14 protein-coding genes and 1 pseudogene are annotated in these 14797 nt (G+C 42.2%); 13 read left to right on the top strand and 2 right to left on the bottom strand.

What is annotated here, in order from left to right; genetic code table 11:
• The first annotated feature begins 71 nt into the window (after positions 1-71).
• The 9 genes and pseudogenes from ACJROX_RS29430 (at position 72) to ACJROX_RS29390 (ending at position 9714) form a co-directional block, all read left to right on the top strand.
• Positions 72-2423, top strand: a complete 2352-nt coding sequence (locus tag ACJROX_RS29430; protein ID WP_408008707.1) for an FdhF/YdeP family oxidoreductase — start codon at positions 72-74, stop codon at positions 2421-2423.
• Between the two features lie 253 nt (positions 2424-2676).
• Positions 2677-3072 (top strand): SLAP domain-containing protein, encoded by a 396-nt coding sequence (locus tag ACJROX_RS29425; protein ID WP_408008706.1) that lies wholly within the window; start codon positions 2677-2679, stop codon positions 3070-3072.
• A gap of 84 nt (positions 3073-3156) precedes the next feature.
• Positions 3157-4122 (top strand): TAXI family TRAP transporter solute-binding subunit, encoded by a 966-nt coding sequence (locus tag ACJROX_RS29420; protein WP_408008705.1) that lies wholly within the window; start codon positions 3157-3159, stop codon positions 4120-4122.
• A 126-nt stretch (positions 4123-4248) separates the two neighbouring features.
• Positions 4249-4764, top strand: coding sequence for a DUF1850 domain-containing protein (locus ACJROX_RS29415; protein ID WP_408008704.1), 516 nt, complete (start codon positions 4249-4251; stop codon positions 4762-4764).
• A gap of 49 nt (positions 4765-4813) precedes the next feature.
• Positions 4814-6748: a TRAP transporter permease gene (locus ACJROX_RS29410; protein WP_408011831.1), complete on the top strand. Its 1935-nt coding sequence runs from the start codon at positions 4814-4816 to the stop codon at positions 6746-6748.
• Positions 6749-7174: 426 nt separating this feature from the next.
• Positions 7175-7606 carry a MarR family winged helix-turn-helix transcriptional regulator gene (locus ACJROX_RS29405; protein ID WP_408008703.1) on the top strand — a complete coding sequence of 144 codons (432 nt, stop codon included), beginning with the start codon at positions 7175-7177 and terminating at the stop codon, positions 7604-7606.
• 185 nt (positions 7607-7791) lie between these two features.
• The gene (gene wrbA / locus ACJROX_RS29400; protein ID WP_408008702.1) at positions 7792-8421 is read left to right on the top strand and encodes an NAD(P)H:quinone oxidoreductase; all 630 of its coding nucleotides are present in this window, start codon (positions 7792-7794) and stop codon (positions 8419-8421) included.
• A gap of 76 nt (positions 8422-8497) precedes the next feature.
• A pseudogene (locus tag ACJROX_RS29395) lies at positions 8498-9133 on the top strand (DsbA family protein); the annotation flags it as partial.
• A gap of 125 nt (positions 9134-9258) precedes the next feature.
• A complete protein-coding gene (locus ACJROX_RS29390) occupies positions 9259-9714 on the top strand; it encodes a chemotaxis protein CheX (protein ID WP_408008701.1) in 456 nt (151 codons plus the stop codon).
• Between the two features lie 50 nt (positions 9715-9764).
• On the opposite strand, the gene ACJROX_RS29385 is transcribed toward ACJROX_RS29390, so the two are convergent.
• Positions 9765-10115, bottom strand: a complete 351-nt coding sequence (locus ACJROX_RS29385; protein ID WP_408008700.1) for a general stress protein — start codon at positions 10113-10115, stop codon at positions 9765-9767.
• A 204-nt stretch (positions 10116-10319) separates the two neighbouring features.
• Here ACJROX_RS29385 and ACJROX_RS29380 point away from each other — a divergent pair, with 204 nt between their 5' ends.
• The 3 genes from ACJROX_RS29380 to ACJROX_RS29370 all read left to right on the top strand — a co-directional run bounded on the left by ACJROX_RS29380 (position 10320) and on the right by ACJROX_RS29370 (position 11649).
• Positions 10320-10685 (top strand): DUF1499 domain-containing protein, encoded by a 366-nt coding sequence (locus ACJROX_RS29380; RefSeq protein WP_408008699.1) that lies wholly within the window; start codon positions 10320-10322, stop codon positions 10683-10685.
• 335 nt (positions 10686-11020) lie between these two features.
• Complete coding sequence (locus tag ACJROX_RS29375; RefSeq protein ID WP_408008698.1) at positions 11021-11284, top strand: hypothetical protein; 264 nt, start codon at positions 11021-11023, stop codon at positions 11282-11284.
• Between the two features lie 86 nt (positions 11285-11370).
• A complete protein-coding gene (locus ACJROX_RS29370) occupies positions 11371-11649 on the top strand; it encodes a YwdI family protein (RefSeq protein WP_408008697.1) in 279 nt (92 codons plus the stop codon).
• 458 nt (positions 11650-12107) lie between these two features.
• Here the strand turns inward: ACJROX_RS29370 and ACJROX_RS29365 are convergent, their stop codons facing one another.
• Entirely contained in the window at positions 12108-13745 is a 1638-nt protein-coding gene (locus tag ACJROX_RS29365; RefSeq protein WP_408008696.1) for a glycoside hydrolase family 13 protein, read from the bottom strand.
• 85 nt (positions 13746-13830) lie between these two features.
• Here ACJROX_RS29365 and ACJROX_RS29360 point away from each other — a divergent pair, with 85 nt between their 5' ends.
• Positions 13831-14778, top strand: a complete 948-nt coding sequence (locus tag ACJROX_RS29360) for an MFS transporter (RefSeq protein WP_408008695.1) — start codon at positions 13831-13833, stop codon at positions 14776-14778.
• Positions 14779-14797 lie beyond the last annotated feature (19 nt).

The following is a 14797-nucleotide window of genomic DNA, read 5'->3' as shown; positions in this document are numbered from 1 at the left end:
GTATCCGCTTTCATAATACTATTAGATTATAAAATCAGTCACCCTTGGCTGATCAGGGAAGGTGAATTGAAATGGGGAAGACGAAACATACTGGCCCGATGAAAATAAAAAAGAATCCTGATCCATCCTTGTGGGTGAGCAAGGTTCCATTTGGATTAGGTAAAATAAAGCCGCACCATATTCGAGACACCGTAAAAGTGGCATGGGAAAATATAGACAATCTCCCATATGCCGCACGGATTTTGACTCAAGGTGTATGTGACGGCTGTGCCCTTGGAGTTGCTGGTTTACAAGACCAGACATTGCAAGGACCACATCTGTGTACAACCCGATTGAATGTTTTGCGCTTGAACACAATGCCTGAAATGAAGCCTGATGTCATTCATTCCGATATTGATGAGCTACGTAAAAAGAGCAGTACAGATTTAAGAAAGCTGGGAAGGATTCCTTATCCACTGATCCGTAAACCTGGGGAAAGGAAATTCAGTCGCCTTTCTTGGGACGATGCGCTTGATTTGCTTGCAGGAAAAATGAAAAACCTTGACCCGAAGCAATACGGGTTTTACTTGACATCACGCGGAATTACGAATGAATCCTATTATACTGCAGCAAAGGTGGCACGGTTTTTAGGTACGAACAACATCGACAATGCATCACGAATTTGTCATTCTCCTTCAAAAACCGCCTTAAGCAGGTCTCTTGGGATCGGCGCTTCCAGCTGTAATTATAAAGATTGGATCGGTACGGATGTACTTGTATTCTGGGGATCGGTTGCAGCCAACAATCAGCCAGTATCCACAAAATACATGTATGCGGCGAAACGTAAAGGCACGAAAATCGTCGTCATCAACCCTTATTATGAACCGTCGATGGAGAAATATTGGATCCCTTCAATCGCTGAATCTGCATTATTCGGGACAAAGATTGCCGATGATGTGTATCAAGTGAACATCGGCGGTGACATCGCCTTCATGCACGGGGTCATGAAGCACTGGTTCGAAATGGAAGAGAAGGCACCAGGATCGGCGATCAATCATGAATTCATCCAAGAGCATGTCAATGGGCTAGCTGGGTTGAAAGAGAAGGTCCGATCCTATGATTGGAAAACGCTTGAAAAATCATCCGGGCTATCGAAGGAGCGGATGGAAGAGCTTGCGGTTTTACTCGCAAAATCACAATCTGCCGTGTTCGTATGGTCGATGGGCTTGACACAGCATCGGTTCGGGACAGATAATGTCTCGCAAGTAGCAAATCTTGCGCTATTACAAGGTTTTATAGGACGGGAACACTGTGGTGTCATGCCAATACGTGGTCACTCAGGTGTCCAGGGTTCTGGAGAGATGGGTGCTGATCCTTTCGTCCTTCCAGGGGGCGGGTTTAATGACAAGAACGTTGAACGCGTTGAAAAAGTATGGGGATTTGAGATTCCTAGATGGCAGGGTGATATCGTCGGGGTTTCCCTTGAAAATGCCTTGCTCCCAGAAGATCATGAGCGTAAGCTGAAGCTCTACTATATGTCCGGCGGAAATTTCCTCGAAACGATGCCTGACCCTCAATTTGTTAAAAAATGCCTTGAAAGTGTGGATATCAGAGTTCATCAAGACATCATCTTCAATACTTCCACTTTTGTTGATGCGAAAGAAGCGGTAGTCGTACTGCCTGCAATGACACGTTATGAACAGCCTGGTGGAGGTACATCCACTTCAACGGAGCGCATGGTGTATTTTTCACCCGAAATCAAAGGGCCGCGAATTACAGAAGCACGGCCGGAATGGGAAATTTACGTCGATTTGGCGAAACGTGTGAAGCCTGAACATGCAAACCTCATTGATTTTAAAAATGCGCAGTCGATCCGGGAGGAAATTGCAAAAGCTGCTCCGAATTATGATGGCATCCAGCATTTGAAGGAAAAAGGGGATGTATTCCAGTGGGGCGGTGCATGGCTTTGTGAGGAAGGTGTATGTCCAACTCCAGATGGGAAAGGAAATTTGATCGCAATGGATATTCCCGAATTACGAAAAGCCGAGGGTCTTTTTTATGTGACGACCCGACGCGGTAAGCAATTCAATTCCATGATTTATTCTGATCAGGACCCGTTCAACCAGGCTGAACGATATGATGTATTGATGAATGAAGAGGACGGCAAGAAATATGGCATCGGGCAAGGAGAGGCGATCGTCGTTTACAACAAGTATGGTTTATTCCATGGAAAAGCACGGTTTGTAGAGGTCAAGCCTGGAAACATCCAGGTACACTGGCCTGAAGGTAATGTACTCATTCCGAAAGGGGTTTACGAACAATACGCAGGGATTCCTGAATATAATACAGCCGTCATTGTTGAAAAAGCAGAAACCTTCCATGCTCAAAAAGATACGAAATATCTTGAGAAACGGATTGAAGAACTTGAAATGGAAGTCGGATAAAATCGGAAACTTATGATGGATTTAGCGGACACAGGAGACCTTATTTGCATGAAATCGCCATGCTTTGAAAAAATAGAGGACACTAGAGACCTTATCTGCTGAAAATCATTGGAAATAAGCTGCTTTTCACACAAATAAAGAAACAGATGGCCACTAATTATTATAAACACCCCTTTTTATTGCAGATAAAGGAACAGATGTCCTCTAAATTTTATAACAGACCAAACTACATAATTGAGAAAGGAATTGAATCATGGGTGATCGATTAATTTTCGAACCTTCGTGGGAGAAGGCGATCGCAAAGCAGGACAGAATCCGCATCGAGCAATTACATGAAAAATCACCTATCCGACATGGAGAACTGACATGGCTTCCGATCCGCGCCGCAATGAACCACCAAGGCTCACTACTAGCAATGGTTCTCATTCAAAATGGCGAAGAAGAAACCTTCAAAGCGGAAAGGATATTTCTCAACTATTATGAAAACAAGAGAGGAATGGTGGCCTCTTCCCGATTCGATTCACCCCAGGTTGTTGTTCTTCCTGATACGTCTATGCCCTGGACCTTTGTGTTCCCGAAAACCAGCCTTCACCAACGTCCTCTATTAATGCACTGGGAAGTGAAACTATCAAAAAATTCTTATGATTGATAAAAATTAAATTTTTCCTACTCTTGTACTATTTACTATGGTAAAATAAGTATGATTATACATTCGAAAAGGGGGATGTTACATATGAAGTTTAAAAGACTCTCACTTACATTTGTTAGTTTGCTAGCCATTGCAATGGTATTGACAGGGTGTGGTTCACTTGGCGGTGGAGCAGACGCTGATCCAGATGAAATCAGCATGCTGACAGGTGGTACGGGTGGAACCTATTATCCACTTGGTGGTGAAATCGCAACCATCATGTCTGATAACACAGAGAAAACCGTTTCTGCACAAGCTTCAGGAGCTTCTGTAGAAAATATGCAGACCCTGCAAGATGGGGAAGCAGATCTAGCATTCACCCAGACGGACATTGCCAGTTATGCAGTGGAAGGAAAATTGATGTTCGAGGATGCCGCAACTGATAATGTACAAGCTATTGGTACCTTATACCCTGAAACGATTCAAATCGTTGTTTTGAAAGACAGTGATATCCAGTCTGTAGAAGATTTGAAGGGTAAAAGGGTGTCTGTCGGTGATGTCGGAAGCGGAACAGCAGAAAATGCGAAGCAAATCCTAGAGATCCATGGACTTACATTAGATGATATCCAAGTAGAAAACCTTGCTTTTGATGAATCGACTGAACTTATGCAGGACGGCGATATCGATGCTGCATTCATTACATCTGGTGCACCGACTGGGGCAGTTGAGGGGTTATCCGCTCAAAAACCTGTTCGAATCGTACCAGTAGCAGCTGACAAAGCAAAAGAGCTTAGCGATAAGTATCCGTATTATGCTGAAGACACCATTCCAGCTGGAACGTACGGTCTTGAAGAAGACGTTGAAACAGTTGCGGTGTTGGCAATGCTTGTAGCACGTGCGGACTTGAGTGAAGACGCTGTCTACAATTTGACAAAAGCGTTCTTTGATAACGTAGATAACGTCAAGCACGCAAAAGGCGAATTGATCAGCCCGGAGAAAGCACTTGATGGTGTGGGGATCGATCTTCACCCAGGTGCAGAAAAATACTTTAAAGAAAAAGGCTTGAAGTAATAATTTAATGAGTGAATGAGGCTGGCTCAAAACTGAAGTGACAGACCCTCCGTTATCTGAATGGAGGTGGTCAGGCACTTATGAGTCAGCCTTCCTTATATAACCGGCTCTTATGGATGTGTATATATGAAAAGATATACGAAGGCCTTGGCCAGCCTGATTGTTTTGATCGGACTTATTTTAATAGTGTTTATTCCTTATGGGAATGTATTAACGATCACATTCGAAAATACCGGAAATGTCATGGCGTATGTGAACGTGGATAAGGATACCAGGTTTCATATTAAATATATCCATTCCGTCCATAGAACGCCTGTAAAAGAAACTTACGAAATTAACGACAAAAAAGAAATCGTTCAAACAGAGCTAGAATATGAAAATTTCGCCATCGGCATGCCGTCCAATGCAACGGGTGAAGAAAAATTCATCGAAAAGGACGGAACCTATTACATTACGAATATGAATAGGATATTTCCTGCCATTGATATTCGCATTGGACGAGTAATCGCAAATCATACATTGGTAATGGACCAGGAAGAATTTCCTTTGGACCAAGCTGTGGCGCCAGGCAGCTGGATCCGTTTGAATGTACAACCTATTAATCTATGGCAGCGGCTTAAAGGAGATGAGATTTTTGGATGAAAAAGGTTTGAAAAAAGATAAGCAGATTACAGATCAGGAATTAGAACAAATGATGGCGAAATACGATCCTGAAGCCGGGTTTCGTAGATTAACGGGAATTTTAGGCTGGATTGTTACGATTCTGCTGTTGGGTTTTTCGTTATACCAATTATATACCTCAACGTTGGATCGATTTTCACCACAGGTCCATCGTTCCATCCACTTAGGATTTGCTTTGTCTCTAGCCTTTTTACTCTTTCCAGCATCAAAAAAGAGCAGGGTGAAGGATGCGAAACGGAAGTTCCAGATTTCGTGGCTTGATGGTTTGTTGGCATCGTTAAGTGTTGTAGTAGGTCTTTATTGGCCATTCAACATCAATGACCTCGTCCAACGGGTCGGACGTCTTGAAACGATGGATCTACTAGTCGGTGTACTTGCTATTGTACTTGTACTTGAAGCGACACGAAGGGTAGTAGGAGTACCGATTACGATCATTGCTACAGTGTTTTTGCTTTATGCTTATTTAGGGCCTGTCATGCCAGGGTTCTTACAGCATCGTGGAATTGGAATCGAACGGATCATCCGTACGATGTTCTTCACGACAGAAGGGATTCTCGGAACACCATTGAAAGTATCGTCCACCTTCATCTTCCTGTTCTTATTATTTGGAGCATTTTTAGTTAAGACCGGGGTCGGCCAATACTTCAATGATCTGGCAGTAGCCTTAACAGGAAGGCGTACAGGCGGACCAGCAAAGGTAGCGATTTTCTCAAGTGCCCTTCAAGGTACGATTTCCGGAAGCTCTGTCGCAAACGTTGTTACTTCAGGTTCTTTCACTATACCGATGATGAAAAAGCTCGGTTATCGTAAGAATTTTGCTGGAGCTGTTGAAGCAGCTGCGTCTACAGGAGGCCAATTGATGCCGCCGATCATGGGAGCAGCCGCATTCCTGATGGTCGAATTCATCGGCGGAGGCATTACCTACTGGGAAATTGCAAAGGCTGCTGCGATTCCAGCCTTGCTCTATTTTACAGGGATTTGGATCATGACTCATTTCCAAGCAAAGAAAATTGGCTTAAAAGGTCTTAGTAAAGAGGAGATGCCGGATCGGAAAGAAGTTTTCAAGAAGATTTATTTACTAGCGCCTATTTTCGTGGTTGTCATTCTTCTGATGTCAGGAATGAGTGTTACACGTGCAGCCCTTTGGTCGATTGTGTCCTGTATCGTTGTGGGAGCGATCAATAAAGAAACAAGGATGGGACCAAAGGATTTTGCGGAAGCATTGATTAATGGTGCCCGGACAGCAATCGGTGTTGCCACAGCTACGGCCTGTGCGGGGATCATCGTCGGTGTGGTAACGTTGACAGGTCTTGGACTTAAAATGGCGGGCGGTTTGATCGACCTATCAAATGGTATCCTGTTCTTTACGCTATTCTTTACGATGATCGCATCTCTTATTTTAGGGATGGGTTCACCGACAACAGCGAACTACGTTATTACGGCAACGATCGCTGCACCGGCTTTATTAGCTCTGAATATTCATGAATTGTCTGCTCACATGTTTGTGTTTTATTTTGGAATCATTGCTGATATCACACCGCCAGTAGCTCTTGCAGCCTTTGCAGCCTCAGGGGTATCTGGAGGAGAACCGATCAGGACCGGGGTGAATTCAGCAAAGCTGGCTATAGCTGCTTTCATCATTCCGTATATATTCGTGTATTCTCCTGAACTGTTGATGATTGATACGACCTGGGATCAAACCCTTTGGATCATCTTTACATCCGTTACAGGTATGATTGCAATTGGAGCTGCAATGATCGGATATTGGATGAGAAAAACGCATTGGGTAGAACGTATAATTTGCCTTGCTGCAGGTATCATGTTGATCTATCCAGAAGGTTTTACTGATTTATTGGGCCTTGCTGTATTCATCGGACTTTTCGCATTGCAGTTTTTCACCAAACGCAATGTATCTGATCAAAAACCTCAATCAGCAGGTGCATAAGGATAAAATGGAGAGGGCTTTTTGAAGCTCTCTCTTTAGTGAAATAGGCTGTTTTAGTGGATTAGAAAGTTTATTTAAGGGAATTCGCGACACTCCTGCGGGAAAGCGAGCCAGGCGAGACCCCGTGGAAGTGATGTCCAGCTCAGCGACCAGTCACTTGGATCACTTCAAACTTCCTGCGGCGGTCGACACATTGATTTAGATCGGAATGTTACCCACGCAGAACCGAACTGAGTTTGGTTCGAGCCTCCTCGTCAGTTTTCCAGCGACCTATCGTAACTAAGGGGGCCGCTTCCGCTTTTCGTTAGCCCGCGGAAAGGGAGTGAATTTCGTAAAAAACAACAATTCATATATTTTGACATAGAAAATCAAGAACGATATAATTGTCTCGAATTCGAGATAATTTTAAAAGGAGATCTAACTAGCATGAAAGACTCGTCATTGGAGCTATTCGTAGTACTTTCCCGTGCCTATCAATCCATTATGGAGGTGGCGAAAAAAGATATACAAAGGTTTGGTCTGAACTTGACTGAATTTGGTGTACTTGAACTTCTTTACCATAAAGGACCGCATCCTTTACAAAAAATAGGCGGGAAGATTTTATTGGCAAGCGGAAGTATTACGTATGTCGTCGATAAATTAGAGGAAAAAGGATACTTAGAAAGAAAAGCGTGTGAAAGGGATCGCCGTATTACTTATGCGTTTTTAACGGAAAAAGGCAAAGCGTTGATCGAAGACATTTTCCCATCACATGAAGAAGTGTTGCAGCAGGCATTAAGCGGGATTACGGAATCGGAAAAGACGGAAGCAATTCGGATGCTGAAAAAGCTCGGAAAGTACGCAGCAGCGAGTAAGTGATTTTTTAAAAATCCAATTGGGTAGGAAATCCATACAAGACTTGGCACTCGCCAAGTTTCTTTCAAAACCGATATCTCGAATTCGAAATATATGAAACTAGGATATTTTTTAGAGAAAAGTGATTAATTAGGCACAGGGATGGGAAATTATTAAACCAGATGAAATTTTTAGAGGAGTGAATAAAAATGGCAACGAAAATCTTGATTCCTTATTACAGTGCATATGGGCATATTTATCAAATGGCACAGGCGGTCGCAGAAGGAGCAGGACGAGTTGAAGATACTGAAGTTAAACTTGTTCGTGTAAAGGAATTTACAGAAGTAAAAGATGCAATGTCTTCCCAGGAGTATTATGTAAAAGCTCAAGAAATGCAGTCTGATATTCCAGAAGCAACACATGATGATTTACGTTGGGCGGACGGGATTATCTGGGGAATTCCAACCCGTTATGGTTCAATGCCAGCACAAATGAAACAATATCTTGATTCTGCTGGCTCGTTGTGGTTGAACGGTGAGCTTGAAGGTAAAGCGACAGCTGTATTTACTAGCACAGGGTCGGTTCACGGGGGTCAAGAAGCCACAGCTCTAACGTCCTTCGTTCCTTTCATGCACTTTGGATTGATCTATGTTGGTCTTCCATACGGTGAAAATCCCGAACAGCTGACTGCTGATGCGAATGGTGGATCTCCTTACTCTGCATCGACGATTGCTGGACCACAAGGTGGAGAACAGCCGAAGGAAGTTGACCTTGTAATGGCTGGAAGGCTCGGAGAACGTGTAGCGAAAGTATCAAAAGCATTGAAACCATTACGATAAATCGGAGAGGGTTGACCTGTAGCCTGCAGGGTGGGGCAGCCCTTTTTATCACTAATCCTGGATAGGAGGAACTTTTATGACGTTAAAAATCCAAATCTACTCAGATTATGTATGACCGTTCTGTTATTTAGCGGAGGTTCCGCTAGAAGAGGCAATGGAAGGAAAGGATGTCGAAGTAGAATGGATGCCGTTCGAATTGAGGCCTGAACCGGTTCCTACCCTTGACCCGAACTCTGACTATATACAGAGTGCCTGGCACCAGTCGGTCAAGCCCCTTTCTCAAAAGCTGGGAGTCGAGATGAACCTTCCACCAGTTCAACCAAGAACGCACCTGGCATTCGAAGGATTTCAGTACGCGAAAGAACATGGTAAAGCGAATGATTATAACCATCGAATCTTACAAGCGTTTTTTGTGGAAGGGAAGGATATCGGACAAATCGATGTTCTTGTCGATCTTGCAGAAGAAGTTGGCCTGAACGGTTCCGAATATCGTGAAGCGCTTGAATCGAGAAAATATAAGGAGCTTCATCAAAAAGCGTTACGAAACTCAGCAGAGCAAGATATCAGAGCGGTTCCAACCTTTTTTATCGGAGAAAGGAAGCTGCAGGGCCTGTACCCAGCTGACCGCCTTTCGGATATCATTGATGAAGAACTGAATAAGAAAAACAGCAAAACTGATGCCTTTGAAGGAACATCATGCGACATCGACGGCTGTAAAAAAACTACTGAAATTCTCAGTAGTTTTTTGTTGCAGATTTATCACTCTTTAAGAGGATTCCCTTTAACTTAAAGGAAAAAAGCCAATATAAAAAGGGAAATCATTTGGAGGTTTGGTCAATGGCAATCGCTGCAGCAGAACATATTACAAATTTATTGAACGGGACGATCAGTGTCATAAAGACAGTCATACCTATGGAATTCGATATGGGAATGCCTCAAAGCGAAGTCGATCTTGAAACCAAGGATGATGAACAAATTGGTGTCATCATTGGTCTTGAAAAAGAAATCAATGGTTCGCTTCTTTTCCTGGCGTCTAGAAGGTTTTTTGGAGAATGCGGGAATAAGATGTATGGGATGCCCTTCGAAGGTGACATGCTTGAATCTTTTGTTGGGGAGTTAGGCAATATCTTAGCAGGTAATATAGCGACTCAGTTATCAAATGGAGATATTTCTATCGATATCACAACGCCACGGATTGTAAGCGAAGTATCTATAACAGATGCTGAGAAACTATTATCCGTATCATTGAAATTTGGATCAGAAGAACTGATGATCGTTTTTGCAATCTATTAAAAATGTAAAAGGAACTGTCACCCATTGGTGCAGCCCCTTTTACGAATAGGTTAGACCCAGTCTTGTACTTTATCGTGATCGGTTACTAACATGAGAATTCTTCCTTTATCCAATCTTTCTTCATATTGATCAGCCTCTTGTTGTGAGAAGCCCATTTCGTTAAACTTAGCTCTTAATTCGTCCCCTTTTTTATTAAAGATGTTTCCGACAGCTGTGTCTAGTCCCATTTCTTTTACACCGACCGTGTTGGCGTCTGCGTTTCCAGCTACTCTATTCGTCCGATCGTCATCATGGGAGATCACGTACACATCGTTTTTATCGAGCCCTCGATTTTGCAACTCTTTCACATCATTTTTCAATTCTTCATCATTAACATATTCTCTTACAATAGGTTTTGCCATTTTAAAAAACCTCCTTTTGTTAATGTATTATTTTAATATCACATTCAAAAGCCAAATAAACTTATTTTTCAAATAAAACCTATTAAGAGTTCGTTACATTGAAATAACAATTATTGCTGAAGATTAAATTCACAGTTTAAGAGATTAAGTGTAAAGCAGAAGGGAAAAGGGTAGGATGAATACAACCTTAAGGAGGAGTTAGAATTGACAGATAAAAACAGCTTAGAAGATTGTACATCCTCTCCAAATTGTGTTTCATCCACAAGTGATAGTCAAAAACATAACATAGCGCCGATTTCATACAACGGTTCTACCGAGCACGCATACGATACATTGCTTCAGGTGCTTAGCAATATGAAGGTCACAGATATAGTGGAAAAGGAAGAGAATTATATCCATGCAGAGTGTAAATCGAAGTGGTTGAACTTAACGGATGATCTTGAATTTTTAATCCATGAGCGAAATAAAATTATCGATGTACGTTCAGCGTCCAGGACAGGTGTTCCAGATTTCGGCGCCAATCGAAAAAGGGTCGAACAGATCAGGCAAAAGTTCATCCAGAAAGTTTAAAAGGATTATAGGAATGGAGTCGACAATGGCAAAAGCTATAGATAGCCCTTGTCAATTCCGTTCTTTTTGTTTTTTAGCGGTGTTAAATCTTGTTGTTATTTTTTTAAAATTTTCATAACCGATATTACGTCTAAACTTGTGTTAATCCGATTGAATTCTAATAGGGGAAGGTAAGATTGATAGAAGACTTTGACCCGCTATGGCAAATCCCAAAGTTTTTTGTAGATAATTTCTTTGTTCTTGCATTCAGATTGTGACAAACATTGAGTCAACCTTTACGTATACTTGGACACATAACCGAATAAAGATGATAAGTTCCGGGAAAGAGGAGGTGTATGTTAATTTCGGAACCAATTGATGAAGGAGAAAGGGGTTTAGGTTTCATGATGAGCGAATTCGTTACGTATTTTTTGGTGATATGGCTTTCCATGGTGTGTATTGCCCGGATTAAACACCAAGACTTAAACGATAAGCAGAATGGATATCTTCCCGATCGTGTTCCGTTCGTTGGAGTTAGAAAGTTTGAAGCAATCATCCTGAATCGAAGCGTGTATGTCTTTTACCGACTGAAGAGGCATGTGCTTTGGGACACCTCATAAAATAGAACGATTATACCGAGTGTTGTGCTGTACAGGAGAACCCCTTTATAATGAGGAAAGAATGATTTGAAGAAAGAGGGATTCTCTTGAGTATACAATCCAGTTTAGTAGTCCAGAAAATGATTGATCGCCTTGAATCTATAAAAGGAGAGGTTGATGACAACTCATCTTCGAGCCAGGTTCGCAACGAACTGAGTGCAATAAAAGCCTATTGTGACTTGTTGATGGAGGCGACCGGCCGTAAGCCGTCAGCGCCTAGTACGGTTGAAGTCAAAAAATCGAGTCCGGCGCCTGTCCGCAACGTGTCCGCTAAGCGTTTGAAAGAAGATGATGATGTGAACGGGGATTCAATTTTTGATTTTTAGGCTTTGTTAAATTTTAATGTTGATTTTTTTCACTGTAAGAAAGTATTTAATACTTTCTTCAGTATAAGGCAACTAAGTCTCAGCCTTCGCCAAGGCTTGTCAAAGCCCAAGTTTTTTTATAAAAAATTGCTTTAAGTGAAATTCACGATACTCCTGCGGGAAAAGCGAGCCAGGCGAGACCCAATAGCGAGAAACGAACGAGAGGTTTGCGGATCGCCCGCATAAAAATCAACGATTAAGTATAACAGAGCTGATTTTTAAATAGATCAACATGTTCTAAAGCGAACTCATTTGTGGCTTTTGAACATCGTTCATAAGGAAAAAGGGAGTACTCCTTCAATGCATCCTACCCGCAAAAAACCTGTGATCAGCATTGTTATTGCTGATTTATTAGAGTGCGGAAGAATGAGCATTGTTAGTGAGTCGCTCCCTTATTGAAGTTGTTATTTTTTTATAACCTATTTGATATAAGAATAGATCCTTGCTTCATGCGGACGTAAAGTGGTCTGCAGGTTGGATGCCTTTTCCGGAACGTCTTCGTAGTTTGAAATCTTTAATTCAGCATTAATGCTTTCATTTGGTAAAGTCAGTTCTTGATTTTCATCCGAATGGTTCAGGACAATCAGCCAGGAGTGTTCCTCCAAGTTCCTTGTATACATATAAAGCCGTTCATCACCTTCGGACAAATCCTCATAATCACCGTAGATCATAACATCATTTTCTTTTCGAAGTGCAATCAACTTTTGGTAGTAGTAATAAATTGAATGAGGCTCGTCTAATGCCTTTTCTACATTGATTTCTTTATAATTCGGATTGACTGCAATCCACGGCTCTCCGTCTGTAAAGCCAGCATTTTCAGAAGCGTCCCATTGGACAGGTGTTCTTGAATTATCACGGCTTAATGGCTTCAGCTCTTCAAGCACCTCTTCTGGATCTCTTCCTTTATCGACTTCTTCTCTATATTTATTTTTCATGGCGATGTCTTGATAATCTTTAATTGAATCAAAATCCACACCGGTCATGCCGATTTCTTCACCTTGAAAAATATAAGGTGTCCCAGGGAGTGTATGTACCATCGTGGCAAGCAGTTTGGCTGATTCTTCCCGATAAGCTTTATCATTTCCGTACCTTGTCACCTTTCTGGTATGGTCATGATTGTTCAGGAATTGAGAGTTCCAGCCTTTGCCAAAAATGCCTTCAAACCATTTCTTCTGTATATCCTTGAATTGGACCATATCCCATTCCGGCATATCGTCAGCCACCTGGAAATGAAAGAGGGTATCAAGTTCACCTCGGTCTTCCCCTACGTATTTTAAGCCGTCTTCAGGGGTGACAAATGGGATTTCCCCGACAGTCATAATATCGTAATGACGGAGTACCTTCTCATTCATTTCCTGTAAATATTGGTGGATACCCGGATTATTTCCCAGATAATTTATTTTTTCTGGCTTCTCAGCATCAGGAAAACCTTCAATTTTCGCAAGGAGGTTGATGACATCCATTCTGAAGCCATCGATTCCCTTATCAAGCCAAAACTTCATCATATCGAAGATCGCTTCCCTCACTTCTGGATTCCGCCAATTTAGATCAGGCTGCTCAATGGCAAAGGAATGGAAGTAATACTGTCCTGTTTTTTCATCATATTCCCATGTGGATGGTGTGAAATAGGAGCGCCAATTGTTCGGAGGGCCACCATCTGGTTTGGGATCTCTCCAGATATACCAGTCTCTTTTACGGTTATCTTCAGATGAACGGGACTCTTGAAACCAATTATGTTGATCAGATGTATGGTTTACGACAAGGTCCATGATAAGTTTCATATCCCGATTATGGACTTCTTCTAAAAGCCTCTCCCAATCTTCCATCGTCCCCGCCTTATCCATGATGGCTCGATAATCTGAAATGTCGTACCCATTATCTTTATCGGGAGACTTATAGACAGGATTCAACCAGATGACATCCACACCAAGCTTTTTGATATAGTCCAATTTCTGTATGACACCGTTTATATCTCCGTATCCGTCCCCGTCTGTATCATAGAAACTTCTCCAGTACACTTTATAGACGACTGCTTCTTTCCACCATTTTTGTTTCACCGAACAGGACCTCCTTGATTAGAATCACATGTATATGCAAGTTTCTTTACTGCCATTATCCAATGGATGAAATGAAGTGTAAAGTATGGTGGGTGGGGGAAACAAATATGAGAAGCATCGGAAGTATCATCATGGAGACCGGTCTACTCGGTACTGGCGTTGCCCAGACGATAGCTTTTTTTTCGGATTTTATCTTGTCTTAGGGTTCGGTCTTGGAGCGATGACGGTAGCTTCCAATGCAATTGTTCCTGCCGTCTATCCTGAAAAACAAGGAACGATGTTGAATATTGCGATGGGCATTTACGGCTTTGGGATGTTTTTGTTTCGGATCGTATTGAAGGCGATGTTTTCAAATGATATCTCATGGCGTTATTTTTACATCGGAATCGCTGTTTTATTGAATGCTTTGATCATTTATGTGTTCAGTGTCAATTTACCTGAAGGAGAAGTAGATAAAGTCGACCTTTCTTCCTTTAAAGAAATGCTTGGCCACTATCAGTTCATTCTCGTCATGGTATTTTTAATTTTCTATGTATCAGCAGAAGTGTCCTTTTTGAACTTTTTCCCTACTTATTTAAAAGACCTCAGCCTGGGCGGTGCATCTGAAGCTGCAAAGAACAGCATGGTAGCAACCATCATATCTGTTTTCTCACTTTGTTTTACAGTGGGACGTCTTGCGGGTGGTTGGTTGATCAAAAAATTTGGAGAAAAGATGCTTCTGATGTCGTTCTCGGCGTTAGGCCTGATATTCGTAACAATCAGTAAAGTATTCGTTGATAATTGGGTTTACTTATTTGGTGTAGCGGGACTGTTCTTCTCAGTGCTGTTCCCAACGGCCACAGCAATCGGGACGAAATTAAGCCGCACAGGCGGTTCTGCGCTTGGCTTGGTCTATGTGGCTGCAGGTATTGGTGGTGCATTTGCTGGTTGGATTGTAGGTCTTGTTTCGGAAGCGTATGGCTCTAATGCTGGCTTCAAACTGCCGATTGTCTTTTTTAGCCATTCTTTTAGTATTGTCGTTTTTCATCCGTAAACCAAAGACCACTGAAGCA

It is taken from the genome of Pseudalkalibacillus sp. A8, from assembly GCF_045920555.1.
Classification (GTDB): Bacteria; Bacillota; Bacilli; order Bacillales; family Fictibacillaceae; genus Pseudalkalibacillus.
The sequence above is the reverse complement of the archived record's forward strand: the minus strand, read 5'-3'. Positions and strand labels throughout refer to the sequence as shown.